Below are 21,725 nucleotides of genomic sequence, written 5' to 3' on the forward strand. Positions count from 1 at the left end.
CCCTCGCCCTCGCCGCTGTCGCCCGGCGGGCGGGCGCCGGGGCCGGGGTAGGCGGCGGAGGGCAGGGCCCAGCCGCGTACGCCCTGGGGGTAGGCGGGGTGGCGGCCCGCGATCCAGGCGGCCTCCTGGCGTTCGGGGCCGCCGCCGATGACGATGACGACGTTGGGGTCGCGCCAGTCGTGGTCGGCGGCGGTGTCCGAGGTGACGACGGTGACCTGTTCGCGGTCGGTGCCCAGTTCCTCGCAGATGACGAAAGTGCGGTGGACGCCTTCGAGCAGCAGGGCCAGTTCGGCGGGGCCGGCGCCGGGTGAGGTGAGGACGGCGACCTTGTGGTGGGCGCGGCAGACGTTGACGGCGCGGCGCAGGGTGCGGGGGTGGGCGACGACCGTCTGGGCGTCCTCCCAGGGCATGCCCGCGCGGGCGAAGGCGGTGGCGACGGAGGAGACGGCCGGGACGACCTCGACCTCCAGGCCGTGTTCGGGGGCGCGCAGGGTGCGGACGACGCCGAAGAAGCCGGGGTCGCCGTCGGCGAGGACGACGGCGCTGCCGCGGTGGCCCGCGATGCGGCGGGCGGCGAGGTCCACGGAGCCGAGGCGGATGCGTTCGGCGCCCTCGGGCACCTCGGGCAGTGCCAGGTGGTGGGCGGCGCCGGCGACCAGGGTCGCGGCCGAGAGTGCGGCGGTGGCCGCTCTGGTCAGCGGTGAGCCGTCCCAGCCGATCACTGTGACCCGGTCGGCCATCTTGGTGTCATTCTCCTGGAGTCGTCGCAGGCGGGGGCGTTGTTCCCGGGGCGGGCACGGTGAGGTTACCCGGTCCCCGGGGCCGTGGGGTGTCTGGCCCCGGGCCCGGTCAGTGCCAGTCGTTGTAGGAGCCGTACCCGCCGGCGTCGGCGAGCTGTTCGGCGACGCCTTCGAGGTCTTCGGGGAGCAGGCCCCAGACGATGAGGTCGGTGCGGATGTCGGTCCAGCCGCCGTCGGTGCCGTTCTCGGTCCGGGAACGGGCTATGCGGGCGTTGCGCAGGACGCCCTCGCTGATGCAGCCGAGTTTCTGGGCGACCTGCTGCGCGGCGGTGTTGTCGGCGGCGGTGCGCAGTTCGATGCGTTCGAAGCCCTGGTCGCGGAAGAGCCACTGGGCGACGGCGAGCACGGCTTCGGTCGCGTAGCCCTCGCCGCGGGCCCAGGGGGCGGTGATGTAGGCGACCTCGGTGGACAGGGTGCGCCAGTCGGTGTTGCGCAGCCGTACGGAGCCGACGAGGCGCTGGGTGAGGAACTCGGTGACGGCGAGGGCGATCCCGTCGCCCTTGGTGCGGTGGCCGGGGGCGATCCGGCGGACCCAGCGTTCGGCGTCGACCTGGGTGTAGGGGTGGGGCGCGTGGGTCCAGGCGGTGACGAGTTCGTCGTTCATCATCTCGATGTACGCGGGGACGTCCGCCATGTCGAATGGGCGCAGCACCAGCCGGTCCGTGCTGATGGAGATGTCCGGGAAGGTGGAAGTCATGCGCCGCTCCATGCCGAAGACCGTGTAAATGCACAGCATGCAGCATCGCGGGGGCGGCGTGCATGGCCGGGTCCGCACGGCCGAGCCCCGCACCCCCCTGGGCGGGGTGTGCGGGGCTCGCCGGGCAAGTTCCTTGCGGGGGTCAGGACTTGGCGTTGCCGAAGGCCGGGACGACCGAGCCCTGGTAGGTGTCCTCGATGAACTTCTTGACCTCGTCGGAGTGCAGGAGTTCCACGAGCTTGCGGACGCGGGGGTCGCTCTCGTCGCCCTTCTTGACGGCGATGATGTTGGCGTACGGGTTGCCGTCCGCCTTCTCCAGGACGAGGGCGTCCTTCGCGGGCTTGAGGTCGGCCTCGATGGCGTAGTTGCCGTTGATGACGGCGGCGTCCACGTCGTTCAGGGCGCGCGGGACGGTGGCCGCCTCCAGCTCCTTGAACTCCAGGCCCTTCTTGTCGGTGATGTCGCTCAGCTTGGCGCTGGTGCCGACGCCGTCCTTGAGGGTGATGAGGTCGTTCTCGGCGAGCAGCTGGAGCGCGCGGCCCTCGTTGGTGGTGTCGTTGGGGACGGCGATGGTCTGGCCGGGCTTGATGCCGTCGAGGCCCTTGACCTTCTTGGAGTAGAGGCCGAGCGGCTCCAGGTGGACGGTGCCGACGGACACCAGGTGGGTGCCCTTCTTGTCGTTGAAGTCGTCCAGGTAGGGCTGGTGCTGGAAGAAGTTGGCGTCGACCTGGCCGCTCTCGGTGGCGGTGTTCGGCAGGACGTAGTCCGTGAACTCCTTGACCTCCAGCTTGAGGCCGGCCTTGTCGGCGAGGTTCTTCTTGACGAAGCCGAGGATGTCGGCGTGCGGCGTCGGGGACGCGGCGACGACGAGCGCCTTGGAGCTGTCGGCGGCGGCGCCGCCCTTGGGCGCCGGGTCGGAGTCGGTGCCGCAGGCGGTGAGGCCGAGGGCGAGGGCGGCGGTGGCCGCGGCAGCGGCGGTGTACTTGATGTGGTTACGCACGAAAAGTGCCTCTTTCAGGTGGTGGTGGTGCGCCCGGACAAGGAGTGCGGGCTCGGTGGGGAGAGAAGTCTCAGGAGGTGCGGCCGCGGCGGGCCAGCAGGCGGACGGCGAGGTCGCCGATCAGCTGGACGAGGGTCACGATGACGATCAGCACCGCGACGGTGACCAGCATGAACCGGTTGTCGAAGCGCTGGAATCCGTACGTGACGGCCTTGGAGCCGAGCCCTTCGCCGCCGACCGCGCCGGCCATCGCGGAGTAGCCGATGAGCACGATGACGGTGGTGGTGACGCCGGAGACGAGGGACGGCAGGGCCTGCGGGAGGAGGACCTTGCGGACGATCGTCGGGATGGAGCCGCCCATGGACTGGACGGCTTCGACGAGCCCGTGGTCGACCTCGCGGACCGCCGTCTCGACGAGGCGGGCGAAGAACGGGATGGCGCCGACCGCGAGCGGCACGATCATGGCGGTGGGGCCGATGAAGGTGCCGACGACCCAGGTGGTGAAGGGGATCAGGGCGATCAGCAGGATGATGAACGGCAGCGAGCGGCCGATGTTCACGATCACGCCGACGACCTTGTTCACCGGGGTGTTCTGGAGCAGTCCGCCCTTGTCGGTGAGGACGAGCAGGACGCCCAGCGGCAGGCCGCCCAGGATGGTGACGACGGTGGACCACAGCACCATGTAGAGGGTGTCGACGGTGCCCTGGGTCAGCAGCGGCTGCATTTCGGACCAGGTCACTTCGCCACCTCCTTGGTGAGCGGTGCGGTTGCGGGGGCGGTCACGGCGGCGGGCGCGGCGTCCACGATCTCGGCCTGGAGGCCCTGCTCGCGCAGGAAGCCGATCGGGACGACGTTCTCCTCGAACCGGCCGGGCAGTTCGATGCGCATGCGGCCGATCTGCCGGCCGCCGACGGTGTCCATCGCCGCGCCCAGGATCGAGATGTCGATGTTGTAGGTGCGCGAGAGCTGGGAGATCACCGGACGGGCGGTGGCGTCGCCGTGGAAGGTGATGTCCACGACGGTGCGGTCGGCCGCGGAGGCGGTGCCGCCGACGGGGAACAGCTCGTGGGCCAGCTCGGAGCCCGGGGTGGCGAGCAGTTCGGCGACCGTGCCGGACTCGACGACGCGGCCGCCCCGCATCAGCGCGGCGGAGTCGCAGATCGTCTTGACGACGTCCATCTCGTGCGTGATGAGCAGGACGGTGAGGCCGAGCTGCTGGTTGAGGTCGCGCAGGAGCTGGAGGATGGAGCGGGTGGTCTCGGGGTCCAGGGCGGAGGTGGCCTCGTCGGAGAGGAGCACCTTGGGGTCGCCGGCGAGGGCGCGGGCGATGCCGACGCGCTGCTTCTGGCCGCCGGAGAGCTGGGCCGGGTAGGCGTCGGCCTTGTCGGCGAGGCCGACCAGGTCGAGGAGTTCGAGGGCCTTGCGGGTGCGTTCGCGGCCGGTGACGCCGAGGATCTCCAGCGGGAGTTCGACGTTGCGCCGCACGGTGCGCGAGGCCAGCAGGTTGAAGTGCTGGAAGACCATGCCGATGCGGCTGCGTGCCTCGCGCAGTTCGCGGCCGGCCCGGCGGCCCCGTCCGGCGAGGGCGGTGAGGTCCTGGCCGGCCACGGTCACGGTGCCGGAGGTGGGGCGCTCCAGGAGGTTGACGCAGCGGATGAGGGAGGACTTGCCGGCGCCGCTGCGGCCGATGACGCCGTAGACCTCGCCCTCGCGGACGTGGAGGTCGACGCCGTCCAGGGCGGTGACCTCGCGGTCGCGCGACCGGTAGACCTTCGTCAGGCCCGTCGTGGTGATCACAGGGGTTTCCGTCACTGTCGAGTGCGCGGCGCGGTGTCCGCCGGGCACGGGGCATGCGTCCGGGAGGTGATCCGGACGTTTTCGATCGGACGTTCCGAGCGGGTTCCGGGGCGGCCGGGCGCGGCGTTCACCGCGGGCCGGAGGCCCGTGCGGGCTCGTGCCGCTGGGTGCGGACGGCCGGGGAAGGGTGTGTCGCTTCGGGGCGCGAGGCTCGGTCGTGGGCCCTCAGAAGGCGCGCATTCGACACATACAACGAGCACCGGGCGTCGTGTTCGCCTCGGTCGCAAGGGTGCGGCTGCTCGTCGTGGTCATGGGCCCAAGTAAAACAGACCGGAACCGGCCGTCGAACCGATTGTCCGAATAGCGGACACTGCCGGACAGGGTGGCGGCGCACGCCCGCCACGCGGATCGAATTCCGGCCACACCGCCCTGACCTGCGGTGATGCCGTCGAAGAGCGGCTTGTTCCGTACGGCTCGGGGCGGTCGGCAGGGATTCCCGCTGTGGTCAAGACCACGACCACCGGCCCGTGCGCCCCGGTCCCGGCGCCCGCCCCGCAGGGGCGCACGCGGTCGTTCCGGCGCCCCGTAATACCCTCGGCACATGCTCGACGCCCTGACGGTCGCGGTCGCCGCGGCCGCCCTCGCCCTCGCCGCCTGGTGCGGACACGCCGCCTACCGGGACCAGCCCACCAAGGACTGGCACTTCATCGGTATGGCCGTCGTGTCGCTGCTGGCGCTGGCGCAGCTGGTGACGGGGATCGTGCAGCTGGCCCGCGGCGAGCGGCCCGAGCAGGGCATGACCATCTTCATCGCGTATCTGACCGGGGCGTTCCTCGCCGTTCCGGCGGCGGGGTTCCTGTCGCTGAGCGAGCGGACCCGCTGGGGTTCGGTGACGGTGGCGGCGGGCGCGGTCGTCCTGGCCGTCCTCGAAGTACGGCTCTACGACATCTGGGGAGGCTGACCGTGACCGACACCGACACCACGCCGGCGACGGCCGCCGACGAGAAGCGGCCGTTCGACCTGAGCCGGGGCCCCGGCCGGGTCCTGGTCTGGTTCTACGGGGTGTTCACCGTGGCGGCGGCGTCCCGCTCGATCGTCCAGATGATCCTGGACTTCGACCGCGCGCCCCTGGCCTACGTGCTGTCGGCCGTGGCCGCGCTCGTCTACGGATTCATCACGTACTCGCTGGTGCGCGGGGGCGAGCGGGCGCGCCGGACGGCGCTGGTGTGCTGCGCGGCCGAGCTGGCCGGGGTGCTGGTGGTGGGGGCGTGGACGCTGGTGGAGCCGTCCGCGTTCGCCGACGCCACGGTGTGGTCGTACTGCGGCCGCGACTACCTGTTCATCCCGGTGATCCTGCCGGTCACCGGGATGATGTGGCTGCGCCGCGCCCGTACCGCGTAGCGGCCGGAGCGCGGCGGGCGGGTCCTAGGCGCTGGCGACGTACGCGCCGGGCACCTGGGCCTCCTTCTCCAGGAGGATCATCATGACGCCGTCGCTGCCGGTGGCATTGCCCACGGGGGCGTATCCCGCGCGCCGGTAAAGGCGCAGGTTGCCCTCGCTGCGGTGGCCGGTGTGCAGCCGGAAGCGGGTGGCGGAGCGCTCCTCGGCGAGGCCGGCCTCCGCCGCGCGCAGCAGCCGGGCGCCGAGGCCGTGGCCGCGCAGCCGGGGGTGGACGCAGAGCCTGCCGATCTGGCCGGTGCCCTCCTCGTCGATCGTGCCCCGCACGGAGCCGACGACCTCGTCGCCAAGGCGGGCCACGTACACCAGATCGTCCGCGATCTCGGCGCGGAGCGAGTCGAGGGTCTGGACGAGCGGGTCGATGCGGTAATTGCCGTACAGCTCCGCCTCGCTCTGGAAACAGAGGTACTGAAGCTTCAGAATCTCTTCGGCGTCCTGTGCGCCCGCCGCCGAGATGGTCACGCTCATGCCCATGTGCGCATGCCTCCCGCTCACCTGATCCGCCGGTTGTCTTCCGCTCCTTTCCCAAAGATCAGGAGCGACAACCTCCGCCGGGGAGCATTCTGCGCAGACATCCAAGGCGACGGGAACGGATGGGGCCCAAACTCCGCTGTGACATACCCAACTCCCCTGCGATGTGACGGGAGCGGAGGGGGCGCGGAGCCGGGCCGCCTCTCCTAGCGGCGTGCCGCGTGGTCCGCCGCGGCGAGCAGGGCGGTGTCCGGGTTGTCGGAGAAGACACCGTCGATCCCGGTCGCGAAGTACGCGGCGAAGGCGCCGAACGCGTCCCCGTACGCGTTCGGGTCGGTGCCGCGCCGGAAGTCGGCGGGCAGGAAGGCGTTCTCGTTGCGCATCGTGTACGGGTGCAGGACGAGGCCCCGGGCGTGGGCGTCGCGCACCAGCGTGGTGGGTTCGGTGAGCCGGCCGGAGGCGTCCCTGGGGATGATCAGGTCCAGGGTGGGGCCGATGCCCTGGGCGAAGGAGGCCAGCCACTTCAGGCCCTCCGGCGTGATCAGGTCGTCCGTGGTGCGCGGGTCGCCGGAGACCTGGAAGTCCCAGGGGCGGCTGCCGGTGCCGGACAGCAGCACGATGCGCGGGGTGGCGACCAGCTTCGCCAGGCGCTGGACGCTGCTCGGCTCGAAGGACTGGAGGATCACCGGGGACTGGGCGCGGTGGCGTCCGTAGCGGCGCAGGAGCTTGGCGAGCGGCTCCTCCAGGCCCAGGCCGAGGCCGCGGAAGTAGGTGGGGTGCTTGGTCTCGACGTAGAGCCAGACGGGCTTGCCGCGGCGGCGGCCCTCGCGGTCGGCCCAGCGCAGCACCTCCTCGAAGGTGGGGACCTCCCAGCGGTCGTCGTAGAGGGTGTTCTTCTGACGATTGGCCGGAATGCGCTCCTTGGCGCGCAGCGTCTTCAGCTCGGCGAGGGTGAAGTCCTCGGTGAACCAGCCGGTGAGGCGGGCGCCGTCGACGGTCTTGGTGGTGCGGCGGTTCGCGAACTCGGGGTGTTCGGAGACGTCGGTGGTGGCGGTGATGTCGTTCTCGTGGCGGCAGACGAGGTGGCCGTCGCGGGTCGGGACGAGGTCCTGCTCGATGATGTGCGCGCCCAGGTCCAGGGCGAGCTGGTAGGAGCCCAGGGTGTGTTCGGGGCGGTAGCCGCTGGCGCCCCGGTGGCCGATGACGGTGGGGACCGGCAGGTCGAGGCGGTGGCCGCCGCGGCCCCCGTGGTGTCCGGCCGCCTGCGCCGGTGCGGTGGTGACGCCCAGGGCGGCGGTTGTGAGGACCGCCGCCCCCGCCCCGATGAGGGTCCGTCGTCCCGGTGCGGCCTGCGCACGCTCTGTCATGAATGCTCCTCGCATGTGATGTACGGCACCTGTCGGGCGAGGACCGAGCGTAGGCAGGAACGGGGTCGTGGGGGCGGCACCTGGAAGAACACGGCGCGAATGCGCGTCGACACGGTGTATCCGGTGTGTGAACCCGATGTGCGCGGGGCCGGTACCCGCGAGTATCGTCCTCACCTGCATGGACCCCCACCATCCGTCGCCCGGCCGGCCCGGCCACTACACCGGAGGAAGCGTTGTCCCGACTCGCACTCATCAAGGCAGTGCTCGGACCGATCCTGCGCCTGATGTTCCGTCCGCGGGTGGACGGCATCGAGAACATTCCGGGGACCGGGCCGGTGATCCTCGCGGGCAACCACCTGACGTTCATCGACTCGATGATCCTGCCGATCTGCTGCGAGCGGCCGGTGCACTTCATCGGCAAGGACGAGTACGTGACGGGCAAGGGGTTCAAGGGCCGGCTGATGGCCTGGTTCTTCACGGGCGTCGGCATGATCCCGGTGGACCGCGACGGCGGGCGCGGCGGTGTCGCGGCGCTGATGACGGGCCGGCGGGTGCTGGAGGAGGGCAAGGCCTTCGCGATCTACCCGGAGGGCACCCGCTCCCCCGACGGCCGGCTCTACCGCGGCCGTACGGGCATCGCCCGGCTGACGCTGATGACGGGCGCGCCGGTGGTGCCGTTCGCGATGATCGGCACGGACAAGCTCCAGCCGGGCGGCGCGGGCCTGCCCCGGCCGGGCAAGGTCACGGTGCGTTTCGGCGCGCCGATGGAGTTCTCGCGCTACGAGGGCATGGACCGCGACCGCTATGTGCTGCGGGCGGTGACGGACTCCGTGATGGCCGAGGTGATGCGGCTGTCCGGCCAGGAGTACGTGGACATGTACGCGACCAAGGCGAAGGCGGCCTGATCCGTTCCGTGTGACGTGTGAGGGCCCGCCCCCGGCCGGGGGCGGGCCCTCACACGTATGCCCGTGCGGCGTCACTCGTGCGCGATGCCTTCCTCCAACTCCTGGCCGCGCAGCAGGAACCAGGCGGCGACCGCGGTCGCCATGAGGACGACGGCTCCGACGACCGAGGCGACGTGCAGCCCGTCCACGAACGCGTCCTGGGCGGCGGAGACCAGGCCGGCCGCCTCGTGCGCCGGCAGCAGGTGCGAGGACTCCACGGCGCCGCCGAGCGATTCGTGCGCGGCCGACGAGACGGCGGGCGGGGTTCCCTCGGGGGCCGTGAAGCTCTGGTACGAGTGGGTCACGATGGAGCCGAGCAGCGCGATGCCGAGCGCGGCGCCGAGTTCGTAGGCCGTCTCGGAGACCGCGGAGGCGGAGCCCGCGTGCTCCTTGGGGACGCTGGAGAGGATCACGTCGGAGGTGACGGTGAACGCGAAGCCCGCGCCGACGCCGACGACCAGGAGCAGCGCGCCGATCAGCGGATAGTCCGTGTCGCGGTGGACGGCGGCGACCGTGGCCAGGGCCAGGCCGATCGCGCCGAGCCCGCCGGAGACCACCACCCGTACGGTGTACCGCCGGGCGACCGTACCGGCGAGCAGGCCGGCCGTGACGGCGCCCACGGCGGCGGGCAGTTCGGCGAACCCGGCCTCCAGCGGTCCGCGCCCCTGGACCAGCTGGAGGAACTGGGAGAGGAAGAAGACCAGTCCGGACAGGCCGAGGATGGTCAGCAGATCGGCCAGCACCGCGCCGGAGAAGCCCCGGTGGTGGAAGAGGCGCATGTCCAGCAGGGGCGCGGTGAGCCGGAACTGGCGGCGGACGAACCAGACCAGCGCCAGCAGTCCGGCGACGCCCACCAGGGCCGAGGCCCAGCCGACGCCGTGGGCGGCCATCTCCTTGATGGCGTAGACGACGCCGATCATGCCGACCAGCGAGAGGACCACGCTCGGCAGGTCCCAGGGGCCGGGCGCCGGGTTCTTCGATTCGGGGATGAGCTTGACGCCGACCACCACGAGCACCGCCATGACGGGCAGGTTGATCAGGAAGACCGACCCCCACCAGAAGTGTTCGAGCAGGAAGCCGCCGACGACCGGTCCCACGGCGGCCCCGGCGGAGGCCATGGCGCCCCAGATGCCGATGGCGAAGCTGCGCTCGCGCGGGTCGTGGAAGAGATTGCGGATCAGGGCCAGGGTGGACGGCATCAGGGTGGCGCCGGCGACGCCGAGCAGGGCCCGCGCCACGATCATCATCTCGGGGGTGTGCGCGTAGGCGTTGAGCACCGAGACGGCGCCGAAGGCGGTGGCGCCGCACAGCAGCAGCTTCTTGCGGCCGATGCGGTCGCCGAGGCTGCCCATGGAGACCAGGAGTCCGGCGATGACGAAGGAGTAGACGTCGCCGATCCACAGCAGCTGGGTGCCGGTCGGCTCCAGGTCCTCGCTGAGGAACGGGGTGGCCAGGCCGAGCACGGTGGCGTCCACGGCCACCAGGAGCACCGCGAGGACGAGGACGGCCAGCGCGATCCACCGGCCGGGGCGGTACGGCTCTACGGGGGGTTCCGGTTGCTCTGCGACGCTGCTCATTGCTCCACGCTCCGGCGTGCGCCGCCGAGCAGCAACTCGGCGATCATGTACGGGAAGTCCCGTGCGGCGACGCGGCCGGCCTGAATGGCCCACGCGGCACTGCCGATCAGCCCGTACAGCGCCTCGGTCAGCCAGGCCGGCGTCAGGTCGATGCGGAACTCGCCGCGCTCCTGGCCGCGCCGGAAGAAGGCCGCGACGCGGGCGTCCAGCCGGTCCCAGCCGGCGTTCCGGTTCTCGCCCTCGAAGAGCTGGTTCTCCGTCACGAGGAAGGAGAGCAGTCCGGCGCTCGGCTCGACGGCGACGACGAAGCGGCGCAGCGCCTCCTCGCTGGTGCCCTCGTCCATCGCGGCGGCGTCGAGCGCCGCCTCGAACTCCTGGATGCCCAGCTCCTCCAGGGCGCGGACGAGGGCGTCCCGGCCGGCGAAGTGCCGGTGCAGGGTGGCGCGGCCGATGCCGGCGGCGCGGGCGACCTCGTCCATGGTGGCGGTGGATTTGCGGGTCAGCAGGGCCGCCGCAGTGCGCAGCACCTGCTCACGATCAAGACTCATGAGACGACAATAACCCGGATGAGACATTGTTGTCTCATCCGGGGTGGGGTGGGGTCGGTCGGTCCCGGGCGCCGGGGTCAGCTCCAGGGCAGCGAGGCGCGGTGCCGCCAGTACGCCTCCGGCTCCTCGACCAGGGCGTCCAGCCGGGCCCGGCGCTCCTCGTCGAGGACGGGCACGGTGGCGTGGAGGTTGTCCAGGAGCTGGGCGGGGGTGGCCGCGCCGGAGAGCACCACTCCGGCCCACGGCTGGTGGAGCACCAGGGCGAGGGCGACCGCGTCGCTGCCCAGGCCCTCCTCCCCGGCGATCTCCCGCACCACGGCGGGCGCCTGGTCACCGGCGAGCCTGCCGTTGGCCACGGCCTCCTTGACGATGACGGTGAGCCCGGCGGCGTGCGCCTCGGCGAGCGCCGGGCCCGCGGAGGTCTCCAGCGCGTTGTAGGTGGCCTGGACGGTACGGAAGAGGGGGGCGCCGTCCACCGTGATCGTGAGGGCGGTCCGGATCGCCTCCGCCTGGCCGGGTCCGCTGGTGGACAGGCCGATGCTGACGCCCCGTTCGGCGAGGCGGGCGAGGCGGGTGTGGAGGTCCTTGTCGGTGAGCGCCGGGCTGTCCGGGGTGACGGAGTGGATCTGGTAGAGGTCGAGCCGGTCCCCCAGGAGGGCGGCGGTCTCGGCGCTCTGGCGTTCGAACGCGGCGACGCCGTGGTCCTTCACCTCGTGCGTCTCGGCGTCGCTGCGCCAGTCGGCGGTGTAGGTGTAGCCCCATTTGCTGCCGACGACGACGTCGTCCGCCTCGGGGTGCGCGGCGAGCCAGCCGGCCAGGAACTCCTCGGCGCGCCCGTAGGAGCGGGCCGTGTCGATGTAGCGGACGCCCTGCGCGTAGGCGGCGTCGAGGAGTTCGTGCGTACGGTCGCGCAGGGCGTCGGGCGAGCGGTCCCCCGGCAGGTCGCGGTCGCGGTGCGGGGTGAGATAGCCGGGCCTGCCGACGGCGGCGAGGCCGAGCCCGATGTGGGCGGTGGGGGTGGTCGCGGCGGACAGGCGGGCGAACGGCATCGCGGGCTCCTCGTCGTCGGGAAGGACGCGCCTACCCTTCAACGTAGCCCGCGATGCGCGAGCGGCTACTTGCGCGCGTCCGCCCAGGCGTGCTGGACGGCCAGGTCGGCCTTGACCTCGGCCAGCTGGGTGGCGACGGCGGAGGGGGCGGTGCCGCCGCGGCCGCTGCGGGAGGCGAGGGCGCCGGGCACGTCGAGGACGGTGCGGACCTCCGGGGTGAGGTGCTCGGAGATCTTCGCGAACTGCTCGTCGCTCAGCTCGTCCAGCTCGATGCCGTGGTGCTCGCACTCCTTGACGCACTCGCCGGCGACCTCGTGGGCGACGCGGAACGGGACGCCCCGCTTGACCAGCCACTCGGCGATGTCCGTGGCGAGCGAGAAGCCGGCCGGGGCCAGCTCCTCCATGCGCTCCCGGTTGACGGTGAGCGTCGCCATCATGCCGGTGAACGCGGGCAGCAGGACCTCCAGCTGGTCGCAGGAGTCGAAGACGGGCTCCTTGTCCTCCTGGAGGTCGCGGTTGTACGCGAGCGGCAGGGCCTTGAGCGTGGCCATCAGGCCGGTGAGGTTGCCGATGAGCCGGCCCGACTTGCCGCGGGCCAGCTCCGCGATGTCCGGGTTCTTCTTCTGCGGCATGATCGAGGAGCCGGTGGAGAAGGCGTCGTGCAGGGTGACGAAGGAGAACTCCTTCGTGTTCCAGATGATGATCTCCTCGGCGATCCGGGAGAGGTTGACGCCGATCATCGCGGTGACGAACGCGAACTCGGCGACGAAGTCGCGTGCGGCGGTGCCGTCGATGGAGTTGCCCACGGAGCCGCGCTCGAAGCCGAGGTCGGCGGCGACCGCCTCCGGGTCCAGCCCCAGCGAGGACCCGGCCAGCGCCCCGGACCCGTACGGCGAGACGGCGGTCCGCTCGTCCCACTGCCGCAGCCGCTCCGCGTCGCGGGACAGCGCCTGCACATGGGCCAGGACGTGGTGGGCGAAGAGCACCGGCTGGGCGTGCTGGAGGTGCGTACGGCCGGGCATGGCCACGTCCGGGTGGGCCTCGGCGAGTCCGACGAGCGCGTCCTGGAGGTCGGCGATCAGGCCGCCGATGATCCGGGCGTGGTCGCGCAGGTACATCCGGAACAGCGTGGCGATCTGGTCGTTGCGGGACCGGCCGGCCCGGAGCTTGCCGCCGAGGTCGGGCCCGAGCCGCTCCAGCAGCCCGCGCTCCAGGGCGGTGTGGACGTCCTCGTCGGCGATGGTGCCGGTGAACGAGCCGTCCGCGACGTCCGCTTCGAGCTGGTCCAGCCCGGCGGTCATCCGGTTCAGCTCGTCCTCGGTGAGCAGCCCGGCCTTGTGCAGGACGCGGGCGTGGGCGCGGGAGCCGGCGATGTCGTACGGCGCGAGCCGCCAGTCGAAGTGGACGGAGGCCGACAGCCGGGCGAGCGCCTCGGCCGGCCCGTCGGCGAAGCGGGCGCCCCAGAGACGTACGTCGCCGTTGCCGTTGCTCACTGCGTGCTCCTCGGAAGAACCAGGGGAATCGGATGCGCGGGGCCACCGGCGCCTTCACGGTGCGGCCGTCGCCACGATCACTGACAGGCATAACTATGCAATTGACTGCATGATTTGTCAAAGAGGATCGGCTCGTCCGGCTCCGCCGTTGCCCGGGTGGGGGACGCGGCGGCGTCCTAGAGTCCGTTCCATGCGAAGACTCATCACCACCGCCGCCGTCCTGCTGGCCCTCGGCACCGTGGTCGGGGCCGGCCGGCCGCCCCTGGTCACCGCCCCGCTGCCGATGCGGCTCGCCGACACCGGCGGCGGCACCCAGCTGATCACGGCCATGGCGGACGGCACCTCGTCCACGTCCGGCACGCTCACCTGGTGGGACCTGAAGGACGGACGGTGGGTGGCCGCCGGGAAGGCCACCGCGCGGTTCGGCTCGAAGGGCCTCACCGAGGGCAGCACCCGCAAGCAGAGCACGTACACGACGCCGACCGGCCTGTACGACCTGCCGTACGCGTTCGGGGTCGCGGCGGCGCCCGCCGGCATCCGCTATCCGTACCGGCGGGCCACCGCCAAGTCCTGGTGGTGCGAGGACAACGAGGCGCGCGACTACAACCGGTGGGTGGAGCCGCTGCCCTCGGACTGCCGGGCCTCGGAGTCCGAGCAGATCACCGCGTACCCCACCCAGTACGCCCGCGCCCTCGTCATCGGCTTCAACTACGACGCGCCGGTGCGCGGCCGGGGCGCCGGGATCTTCCTGCACGTCAACGGGTCCGGCGCGACCGCCGGCTGCGTCTCCGTACCGGCGGACGCGATGGACCGCATCCTGGTCTGGGCCGACCCGGCCCGCAAACCGCACATCGCGATCGGCACCTACGGGGGGCCGACCGCGATCACCAACTACTGACCGCCGCGCCGTCAGCGCTCGTTCTGCGCAAGCCGCAGCAGATGGTCGGCGAGCGCCTGCCCGCCGGCCGGGTCGCGGCTGATCAGCATGAGCGTGTCGTCGCCCGCGATGGTGCCGAGGATGTCGTGCAGTTCGGCCTGGTCGATGGCCGAGGCGAGGAACTGCGCGGCGCCCGGCGGCGTACGCAGCACCACCAGGTTGGCCGACGCCTCCGCCGAGATGAGCAGCTCGGCGGAGAGCCTGCGCATCCGCTCCTCCTTGGCGGAACCGCCCAGCGGTGCCTGCGGGGTGCGGAATCCGCCCTCGCTCGGCACCGCGTAGATCAGCTCTCCCCCGGTGTTGCGGATCTTCACCGCACCCAGCTCGTCCAGGTCGCGGGAGAGCGTCGCCTGGGTGACGCTCAGCCCGTCGTCCGCGAGGAGCCTGGCCAGCTGGCTCTGCGAGCGCACCGGCTGCCGGTTGAGGATGTCCACGATCCGGCGGTGGCGCGCCGTGCGGGTCTGCGGCACCGAAGGCCCGCCGAACTCGGATTCCTGCGCCTCGGTCATCGTCGTCGCCTCATTCTCCGGAGGTCACTCCCCGGATCGTCCGTCCCCGTTTGCCGCGTCGAGGGCACCCGGCAGCGCCCGGAGGAACGTGTCCACCTCCGCGTCACCGATGGTCAGCGGCGGCATCAGCCGCACCACATCGGGCGCGGGCGCGTTCACCAGGAGACCGGCCCCCTGAGCCGCCTGTTGCACCTGGGGCGCAAGGGGCTCGGTGAGCACGATACCCAGCAGCAGGCCGGAGCCCCGGACGTGGGAGACCAGCGGGTGGCCCAGCGCCTCCATGCCGTCGCGCAGCCGCTCCCCGACCCGCTTGACCTCGTCCAGCGCGCCGTCGGCGGCGAGGGTGTCCAGGACCGCGAGGCCGGCGGCGCAGGCGACCGGGTTGCCGCCGAATGTCGTCCCGTGCTGGCCGGGCGCGAGCAGCTCGGCCGCCGGGCCGAAGGCGACCGTCGCCCCGATCGGGAGCCCGCCGCCCAGCGCCTTGGCGAGGGTGACGACGTCCGGCTCGACGCCCTGGTGGGCCTGGTGCTCGAACCAGGTGCCGCACCGGCCGATGCCGGTCTGGACCTCGTCGAGGACGAGCAGGGTGCCGGTGGCGCGGGTGATCTCGCGGGCGGCCTCCAGGTAGCCGGCGGGCGGGACGACCACACCGTTCTCGCCCTGGATGGGCTCGATGATCACCAGCGCGGTGTCGGTGGTGACGGCGGCCCGCAGCGCCTCGGCGTCGCCGTACGGGACGTGGGTGACGTCGCCGGGCAGCGGGGTGAACGCCTCGCGCTTCTTGGGCTGGCCGGTGAGGGCGAGGGCGCCCATGGTCCGGCCGTGGAAGCCGCCGTCGGTGGCGACCATGTGGGTGCGTCCGGTCAGCCGGCCGATCTTGAACGCGGCCTCGTTGGCCTCGGCGCCCGAATTGCAGAAGTAGACCTTGCCGGTGCGGCCGAAGAGGGACAGGAGGCGTTCGGCGAGCGCGACGGGCGGTTCGGAGATGTAGAGGTTGGAGACGTGGGCGAGGGTGGCGATCTGGGCGGAGACGGCCTGGACGACGGCCGGGTGGGCATGCCCGAGGTCGTTGACCGCGATGCCGCCGACGAAGTCGAGGTACTCCGCGCCGTCCGCGTCCCACACCTTCGCGCCCTCGCCGCGCACCAGGGACAGCTTCGGCGTGCCGTAGTTGTCCATCAGCGCGTGCTGCCACCGCTGCGAGAGTTCGGCGTTGCTCATGATTCCCCCTGCGCGTCGGGCACGACCATCGTGCCGATTCCTTCGTCGGTGAAGATCTCCAGCAGGATCGAGTGCTGGACCCGGCCGTCGATGACGCGTGCCGTCTCGACCCCGTTGCGCACGGCGTGCAGGCAGCCCTGCATCTTGGGCACCATGCCGCTGGACAGCTCCGGGAGCAGCTTCTCCAGCTCGGTCGCGGTGAGCCGGCTGATCACGTCGTCGCTGTGCGGCCAGTCCTCGTACAGGCCCTCGACGTCGGTGAGGACCATCAGCGTCGCGGCGTTCAGCGCGGCCGCGAGCGCGGCGGCCGCGGTGTCGGCGTTGACGTTGTAGACGTGGTGGTCGTCGGCGGAGCGGGCGATGGACGAGACGACCGGGATGCGGCCGTCGTCGAGCAGGGCCTGGATGGCGCCGATGTCGATGGCGGTGATCTCGCCGACCCGGCCGATGTCCACCGGCTCGCCGTCGATGAGCGGGCGGTGCTGTATCGCGGTGATGGTGTGGGCGTCCTCGCCGGTCAGGCCGACGGCGAGCGGCCCGTGCTGGTTGAGCAGGCCGACCAGTTCGCGCTGGACCTGCCCGGCGAGGACCATGCGGACGACGTCCATCGCCTCGGGCGTGGTGACGCGCAGACCGGCCTTGAACTCGCTGACCAGGCCCTGCTTGTCGAGCTGGGCGCTGATCTGGGGGCCGCCGCCGTGCACGACGACGGGCTTGAGGCCGGCGTGCCGCAGGAAGACGACGTCCTGGGCGAAGGCCGCCTTCAGCTCGTCGTCGACCATGGCGTTGCCGCCGAACTTGATGACGACCGTCTTGCCGTTGTGGCGGGTCAGCCAGGGCAGCGCTTCGATGAGGATCTGCGCCTTCGGGAGTGCGGTGTGCTTCCGCGCCGTGGTCATGAGCTGTACGCGCTGTTCTCGTGGACGTAGTCCGCGGTGAGGTCGTTGGCCCAGATGACGGCGGACTCGGTGCCGGCGGCGAGGTCGGCGGTGATCCGCACCTCCCGGAAGCGCATGTCCACGAGGTCGCGGTCCTCGCCGACCGCGCCGTCGCGGCAGACCCAGACGCCGTTGATGGCGACGTTGAGCGCGTCCGGCTCGAAGGCGGCCTTGGTGGTGCCGATGGCGGAGAGCACCCGGCCCCAGTTGGGGTCCTCGCCGTGGATGGCGCACTTGAGGAGGTTGTTGCGGGCGATGGAGCGGCCCACCTCGACGGCGTCGTCCTCGGTGGCGGCGTTGACCACCTCGATGCGGATGTCCTTGGAGGCGCCCTCGGCGTCCCCGATGAGCTGCCGGGCGAGGTCGTCGCAGACGGTGCGGACGGCCTCGGCGAACTCCTTCTGCTCCGGGGTGACGCCGCTGGCGCCGGAGGCCAGCAGCAGCACGGTGTCGTTGGTGGACATGCAGCCGTCCGAGTCGACCCGGTCGAAGGTGGTGCGGGTGGCGTCGCGCAGGGCGGCGTCCAGTGCGGCGGCGTCCACGTCGGCGTCGGTGGTGAGCACGACGAGCATGGTGGCGAGGCCCGGTGCGAGCATGCCCGCGCCCTTGGCCATGCCGCCGACGGTCCAGCCCTCGCCGCCGGCCACGGCGGTCTTGTGCACGGTGTCGGTGGTCTTGATGGCGATGGCGGCCTTCTCGCCGCCGTGCTCGCTGAGCGCGGCCGCGGCCTTCTCGATGCCCGGCAGCAGCTTGTCCATGGGGAGCCGGATGCCGATGAGGCCGGTGGAGGCGACGGCGATCTCGCCGGCGCTGTGGCCCTCCAGCACCTCGGCCGCCTTCTCGGCGGTGGCGTGGGTGTCCTGGAAGCCCTTCGGGCCCGTACAGGCGTTGGCCCCGCCGGAGTTGAGGACGACGGCGGAGATCTCGCCGCCCCTGACGACCTGCTCGGACCACAGGACGGGGGCGGCCTTGACGCGGTTGGAGGTGAAGACGCCGGCGGCGGCGCGGCGCGGACCGTTGTTGACCACGAGGGCCAGGTCCGGATTGCCGTTCTCCTTGATCCCGGCGGCGATGCCCGCCGCCGTGAATCCTTGTGCTGCCGTGACGCTCACGGTGCGACTCCGATCGTGGAAAGGCCAGTGTCCTCGGGCAGTCCGAGGGCGATGTTCATGGACTGCAGGGCGCCTCCGGCGGTGCCCTTGGCGAGGTTGTCGATGGCGCTGATCGCGATGATCCGGCCGGCCGCCTCGTCGTACGCGACCTGGACCTGGACGGCGTTGGAGCCGTACACGGCGGCGGTGGCGGGCCACTGCCCCTCGGGGAGCAGGTCGACGAACGGCTCGTCCGCGTACGCCTTCTCGTAGGCGGCGCGTACGGATGCGGCGTCAGTCCCGGTCCTGGCCCTGGCGCTGCACGTGGCGAGGATGCCGCGGGGCATGGGCGCCAGGGTCGGCGTGAACGAGACGGTGACCGGCTCGCCGGCGGCGGCGCTGAGGTTCTGGATCATCTCGGGGGTGTGCCGGTGGACGCCGCCGACGCCGTACGGCGACATGTTGCCCATCACCTCGGAGCCGAGGAGATGCGGCTTGGCGGCCTTGCCGGCGCCCGAGGTCCCGGACGCGGCGACGATCACGGCCTCCGGCTCGGCGAGCCGCGCCGCGTACGCGGGGAACAGCGCGAGCGACACGGCCGTCGGGTAGCACCCGGGCACCGCGATGCGCTTGCTGCCGGCGAGGGCGGCCCGGCCGCCGGGCAGTTCGGGCAGCCCGTAGGGCCAGGTCCCGGCGTGCGGCGAACCGTAGAATTTCTCCCAGTCCCCGGCGTCGGTGAGCCGGAAGTCGGCCCCCATGTCCACCACGAGCACCTCGTCGCCGAGCTGCTCGGCGACGGCGGCGGACTGCCCGTGCGGCAGGGCGAGGAAGACGACGTCGTGCCCGGCGAGCACCTCGGGGGTGGTGGGCTCCAGGACGCGCCCGGCCAGCGGGCGCAGGTGCGGCTGGAGCGCACCGAGGCGCTGGCCCGCGTTGGAGTTGGCGGTGAGTGCGCCGATCTCCACCCCGGGGTGGGCGAGCAGCAGGCGGAGCAGTTCCCCGCCCGCATATCCGCTCGCTCCTGCCACTGCTGCGCGTACCGCCATCGAAAGCCTCCTCGTCGATGGCATGACTATACGCAGCGATGCACTTTTATGCAAAGAATTCCGGCCCTATCCCGGAGGTCGGCCTCTAGGGTGGGCGCATGGCGACGATCAAGCAGGTCCAGGTGACCTTTGACTGCAAGGACCCCGAGCGCGTGGCGCGGTTCTGGGCCGAGGTGCTCGGATACACCGTGCCGGAACCGCCCGAGGGGTTCGACAGCTGGGACGCGTACAACGCGTCGCTGCCGCCGGAGCGGCGGAACGAGGGGTTCGCGGTCTCCGACCCGACGGGGGCGGGGCCGAGGCTGTACTTCCAGCGCGTGCCCGAGGACAAGGTCGTCAAGAACCGGGTCCACCTCGACGTACGGGTGGGCACCGGGCTCGTGGGCGAGGAGCGGCTGGCCGCCCTGGAGGCCGAGTGCGCCCGGCTGCTCCCGCTCGGCGCGGTGCGCGGCAGGCTGCTGCTCGCCGACGAGGAGAACGAGTCCTGCCTCAACATGCAGGACGTCGAGGGCAACGAATTCTGCCTCGACTGATGTCCGGGGCCGGCACGACGGGGAGTCGCCGGAGGAGATCCGCCGGGCGGCGGGACCGCGCCCGCCCGGCCGCGTACGCTCGCGCCCATGCCGGCCCCCGAATCCGCCTCCCGTCCGCACCGTGTCGCCGTGCTCGTCCTCGAAGGGGCGAAGCCGCTGGACGTCGGGATTCCGGCGCAGGTGTTCACGACGCGGGCGAGCATGCCGTACGAGGTCCGGGTGTGCGGGGCCGCGCCGGGGCTGGTGACCGGCGGTGACGGGCTGGCGTACCACGTCACCCACGGGCTCTCCGCGCTGGCCTGGGCCGACATCGTCTTCGTACCCGGCTACCGGCGGCCCGACCGGGAGGACCCGCCCCGCGCGGTGATCGACGCCCTGGTCACCGCGCACGCGCGCGGGGCGCGGCTCGCCGCCATCTCGACCGGGGCGTTCGCGCTCGCCGCGACCGGGCTGCTGGACGGCCGCCGGGCCACCACGCACTGGCACTACACGCGGGCGCTCGCCGCGCAGTACCCGCTCGTCCGGGTGGACGAGAACGTGCTGTTCGTCGACGAGGGCAGCGTGCTCACCTCGGCCGGTGCCGCCTCCGGGATCGACCTGTGCCTGCACATCCTGCGCGGCGACCTCGGCGTCGCCGCGTCCAACTACGCGGCCCGGCGGCTCGTCGCCGCCCCGTACCGCAGCGGCGGGCAGGCGCAGTACGTGCCGCGCAGCGTGCCCGAGCCGCTGGGCGAGCGGTTCGCGGCCACCCGTGAGTGGGCGCTGCACCGGCTCGGCGAACCCCTCACCCTGGACGCGCTGGCCCGGCACGCGGCGGTCTCGCCCCGGACGTTCTCGCGGCGGTTCGCCGAGGACACCGGCTACACGCCGATGCAGTGGGTGATGCGCGCCCGCATCGACCTGGCCCGGGAACTCCTGGAGCGCTCGGAGCGGGCGGTGGAGCAGATCGCCGCCGACGTCGGGCTCGGCACGGGCGCCAATCTGCGGCTGCACTTCCAGCGCATCCTGGGCACCACGCCGAGCGAGTACCGGCGCACCTTCACCCGGGGCGAATAGGGCGGCGCCCGCCTGGCGGGATACTTGCGGACCGTGGCGATCTCGCCGCTGGTCGGTGCGGGTGGCGCGCGCGATCGTGGAGGGCGAAGAGAGAAGGGACACCTCACATGACTCGCATCGCCATCAACGGATTCGGCCGCATCGGACGCAACGTGCTGCGCGCCCTGCTGGAGCGCGACACGGACCTCGATCTGGTCGCCGTCAACGACCTCGCGGACCCGGCCGCCCTCGCCCGGCTGCTGGCGTTCGACACCACGGCCGGCCGGCTGGGCCGCCCGGTCACCGTGGACGGGGACACCCTCGTCGTCGACGGCCGGCGCATCAAGGTGCTGGCCGAGCGGGAGCCGGCGCGGCTGCCGTGGGCGGAGCTGGGCGTCGACATCGCCGTGGAGGCGACCGGCCGATTCACCTCGGCGAAGGCCGCCCGCGCCCACCTCGACGCCGGCGCGAAGCGCGTCCTGGTCGCCGCGCCCTCGGACGGCGCCGACGTGACCCTGGCGTACGGCGTGAACAGCGACGCGTACGACCCCGAGCTGCACACGGTCGTCTCGAACGCCTCCTGCACCACCAACGCGCTCGCGCCGCTGGCCTCGGTCCTCGACGACCTCGCGGGCATCGAGCACGGCTTCATGACGACCGTGCACGCCTACACGCAGGAGCAGAACCTCCAGGACGGGCCGCACCGCGACGCCCGCCGCGCCCGCGCCGCCGGGGTGAACATCGTGCCGACCACGACCGGCGCCGCCAAGGCGATCGGCCTGGTGCTCCCCCGGCTGGACGGCAAGCTCTCCGGCGACTCCATCCGGGTGCCGGTGCCGGTCGGCTCCCTGGTGGAGCTGAACACCACGGTGGCCCGCGACGTGACGCGAGAGCAGGTGCTGGAGGCGTACCGGGCGGCGGCCGAGGGCCCGCTGGCGGGGGTGCTGGAGTACTCCGAGGACCCGCTGGTGTCGGCCGACATCACCGGCAACCCGGCCTCCTCCATCTTCGACTCGGAGCTGACCCGGGTGGACGGCCGCCACATCAAGGTGTCCGCCTGGTACGACAACGAGTGGGGCTTCTCCAACCGGGTGATCGACACCCTGACCCTGCTGGCCGGCCGCTAGGACGGGCACGGGGGCGGGCGCCCGCCCGCCCCCGCCGGTTCCCGACTCCCTTGGCCGCGCGCCGAGTTCACCTGCCGTTCGCGGTGC

At 72.2% G+C, this 21,725-nt stretch carries 23 protein-coding genes; 7 read left to right on the forward strand and 16 right to left on the reverse strand.

Features of this window, described 5'->3' with window-relative positions; translation table 11 throughout:
• The 5 genes from cbiE to MHW47_RS11575 form a co-directional block, all read right to left on the reverse strand.
• The coding region (gene cbiE / locus MHW47_RS11555) for a precorrin-6y C5,15-methyltransferase (decarboxylating) subunit CbiE (protein WP_239222622.1) at positions 1-740 on the reverse strand (740 nt) is incomplete at its 3' end.
• Positions 741-849: 109 nt separating this feature from the next.
• Complete coding sequence (locus MHW47_RS11560) at positions 850-1,536, reverse strand: GNAT family N-acetyltransferase (RefSeq protein ID WP_239222623.1); 687 nt, start codon at positions 1,534-1,536, stop codon at positions 850-852.
• Between the two features lie 103 nt (positions 1,537-1,639).
• Positions 1,640-2,497, reverse strand: coding sequence for a MetQ/NlpA family ABC transporter substrate-binding protein (locus MHW47_RS11565; RefSeq protein WP_239222624.1), 858 nt, complete (start codon positions 2,495-2,497; stop codon positions 1,640-1,642).
• Positions 2,498-2,567: 70 nt separating this feature from the next.
• Positions 2,568-3,236, reverse strand: a complete 669-nt coding sequence (locus tag MHW47_RS11570) for a methionine ABC transporter permease (protein WP_239222625.1) — start codon at positions 3,234-3,236, stop codon at positions 2,568-2,570.
• On the reverse strand, positions 3,233-4,294 hold the full coding sequence (locus MHW47_RS11575; protein WP_239222626.1) for a methionine ABC transporter ATP-binding protein: 1,062 nt from the start codon (positions 4,292-4,294) through the stop codon (positions 3,233-3,235). Before MHW47_RS11575 ends, MHW47_RS11570 begins: the two co-directional genes overlap by 4 nt.
• Positions 4,295-4,895: 601 nt before the next feature.
• On the opposite strand from MHW47_RS11575, the gene MHW47_RS11580 reads away from it, so the two are divergent.
• Together MHW47_RS11580 and MHW47_RS11585 are read left to right on the forward strand one after the other, a co-directional pair.
• A complete protein-coding gene (locus MHW47_RS11580) occupies positions 4,896-5,255 on the forward strand; it encodes a hypothetical protein (protein ID WP_239222627.1) in 360 nt (119 codons plus the stop codon).
• Between the two features lie 2 nt (positions 5,256-5,257).
• Positions 5,258-5,695 (forward strand): hypothetical protein, encoded by a 438-nt coding sequence (locus tag MHW47_RS11585; RefSeq protein WP_239222628.1) that lies wholly within the window; start codon positions 5,258-5,260, stop codon positions 5,693-5,695.
• Between the two features lie 24 nt (positions 5,696-5,719).
• Here the strand turns inward: MHW47_RS11585 and MHW47_RS11590 are convergent, their stop codons facing one another.
• Both MHW47_RS11590 and MHW47_RS11595 read right to left on the reverse strand, forming a co-directional pair.
• The gene (locus MHW47_RS11590; RefSeq protein WP_239222629.1) at positions 5,720-6,226 is read right to left on the reverse strand and encodes a GNAT family N-acetyltransferase; all 507 of its coding nucleotides are present in this window, start codon (positions 6,224-6,226) and stop codon (positions 5,720-5,722) included.
• Positions 6,227-6,429: 203 nt separating this feature from the next.
• A complete protein-coding gene (locus MHW47_RS11595) occupies positions 6,430-7,590 on the reverse strand; it encodes a glycerophosphodiester phosphodiesterase (RefSeq protein ID WP_239222630.1) in 1,161 nt (386 codons plus the stop codon).
• 233 nt (positions 7,591-7,823) lie between these two features.
• On the opposite strand from MHW47_RS11595, the gene MHW47_RS11600 reads away from it, so the two are divergent.
• A complete protein-coding gene (locus MHW47_RS11600) occupies positions 7,824-8,495 on the forward strand; it encodes a 1-acyl-sn-glycerol-3-phosphate acyltransferase (RefSeq protein ID WP_239222632.1) in 672 nt (223 codons plus the stop codon).
• Positions 8,496-8,566: 71 nt separating this feature from the next.
• Here the strand turns inward: MHW47_RS11600 and MHW47_RS11605 are convergent, their stop codons facing one another.
• The 4 genes from MHW47_RS11605 to argH form a co-directional block, all read right to left on the reverse strand.
• Positions 8,567-10,111: an MFS transporter gene (locus MHW47_RS11605; RefSeq protein WP_239222634.1), complete on the reverse strand. Its 1,545-nt coding sequence runs from the start codon at positions 10,109-10,111 to the stop codon at positions 8,567-8,569.
• The gene (locus MHW47_RS11610) at positions 10,108-10,659 is read right to left on the reverse strand and encodes a TetR/AcrR family transcriptional regulator (RefSeq protein WP_239222635.1); all 552 of its coding nucleotides are present in this window, start codon (positions 10,657-10,659) and stop codon (positions 10,108-10,110) included. The genes MHW47_RS11605 and MHW47_RS11610 overlap by 4 nt, the downstream gene beginning before the upstream one ends.
• 77 nt (positions 10,660-10,736) lie before the next feature.
• Positions 10,737-11,708: an aldo/keto reductase gene (locus MHW47_RS11615; protein WP_239222636.1), complete on the reverse strand. Its 972-nt coding sequence runs from the start codon at positions 11,706-11,708 to the stop codon at positions 10,737-10,739.
• A gap of 65 nt (positions 11,709-11,773) precedes the next feature.
• Positions 11,774-13,201, reverse strand: coding sequence for an argininosuccinate lyase (gene argH / locus MHW47_RS11620; protein ID WP_239222637.1), 1,428 nt, complete (start codon positions 13,199-13,201; stop codon positions 11,774-11,776).
• 190 nt (positions 13,202-13,391) lie between these two features.
• On the opposite strand from argH, the gene MHW47_RS11625 reads away from it, so the two are divergent.
• Positions 13,392-14,099, forward strand: coding sequence for a L,D-transpeptidase family protein (locus MHW47_RS11625; protein WP_239222638.1), 708 nt, complete (start codon positions 13,392-13,394; stop codon positions 14,097-14,099).
• An 11-nt stretch (positions 14,100-14,110) separates the two neighbouring features.
• On the opposite strand, the gene MHW47_RS11630 is transcribed toward MHW47_RS11625, so the two are convergent.
• The 5 genes from MHW47_RS11630 to argC are packed head-to-tail and all read right to left on the reverse strand — an operon-like array spanning position 14,111 to position 18,943.
• Positions 14,111-14,647: an arginine repressor gene (locus MHW47_RS11630; RefSeq protein WP_239222639.1), complete on the reverse strand. Its 537-nt coding sequence runs from the start codon at positions 14,645-14,647 to the stop codon at positions 14,111-14,113.
• Between the two features lie 24 nt (positions 14,648-14,671).
• Entirely contained in the window at positions 14,672-15,868 is a 1,197-nt protein-coding gene (locus MHW47_RS11635) for an acetylornithine transaminase (RefSeq protein WP_239222640.1), read from the reverse strand.
• Positions 15,865-16,767 carry an acetylglutamate kinase gene (gene argB, locus MHW47_RS11640; RefSeq protein WP_239222641.1) on the reverse strand — a complete coding sequence of 301 codons (903 nt, stop codon included), beginning with the start codon at positions 16,765-16,767 and terminating at the stop codon, positions 15,865-15,867. The genes MHW47_RS11635 and argB overlap by 4 nt, the downstream gene beginning before the upstream one ends.
• The gene (gene argJ / locus MHW47_RS11645; protein ID WP_239222642.1) at positions 16,764-17,918 is read right to left on the reverse strand and encodes a bifunctional glutamate N-acetyltransferase/amino-acid acetyltransferase ArgJ; all 1,155 of its coding nucleotides are present in this window, start codon (positions 17,916-17,918) and stop codon (positions 16,764-16,766) included. The genes argB and argJ overlap by 4 nt, the downstream gene beginning before the upstream one ends.
• The gene (gene argC, locus MHW47_RS11650) at positions 17,915-18,943 is read right to left on the reverse strand and encodes an N-acetyl-gamma-glutamyl-phosphate reductase (RefSeq protein WP_239222643.1); all 1,029 of its coding nucleotides are present in this window, start codon (positions 18,941-18,943) and stop codon (positions 17,915-17,917) included. The genes argJ and argC overlap by 4 nt, the downstream gene beginning before the upstream one ends.
• A 98-nt stretch (positions 18,944-19,041) precedes the next feature.
• Between argC and MHW47_RS11655 the strand changes: the two genes are divergently transcribed.
• The 3 genes from MHW47_RS11655 (at position 19,042) to gap (ending at position 21,638) form a co-directional block, all read left to right on the forward strand.
• Positions 19,042-19,476 (forward strand): VOC family protein, encoded by a 435-nt coding sequence (locus MHW47_RS11655; protein WP_239222644.1) that lies wholly within the window; start codon positions 19,042-19,044, stop codon positions 19,474-19,476.
• An 87-nt stretch (positions 19,477-19,563) separates the two neighbouring features.
• Entirely contained in the window at positions 19,564-20,532 is a 969-nt protein-coding gene (locus MHW47_RS11660) for a GlxA family transcriptional regulator (RefSeq protein WP_239222645.1), read from the forward strand.
• A 107-nt stretch (positions 20,533-20,639) separates the two neighbouring features.
• Positions 20,640-21,638 carry a type I glyceraldehyde-3-phosphate dehydrogenase gene (gap, locus tag MHW47_RS11665; RefSeq protein ID WP_239222647.1) on the forward strand — a complete coding sequence of 333 codons (999 nt, stop codon included), beginning with the start codon at positions 20,640-20,642 and terminating at the stop codon, positions 21,636-21,638.
• Positions 21,639-21,725 lie beyond the last annotated feature (87 nt).

This window comes from Streptomyces sp. OfavH-34-F (assembly GCF_022347745.1).
In the GTDB taxonomy this organism is placed as follows: domain Bacteria; phylum Actinomycetota; class Actinomycetes; order Streptomycetales; family Streptomycetaceae; genus Streptomyces.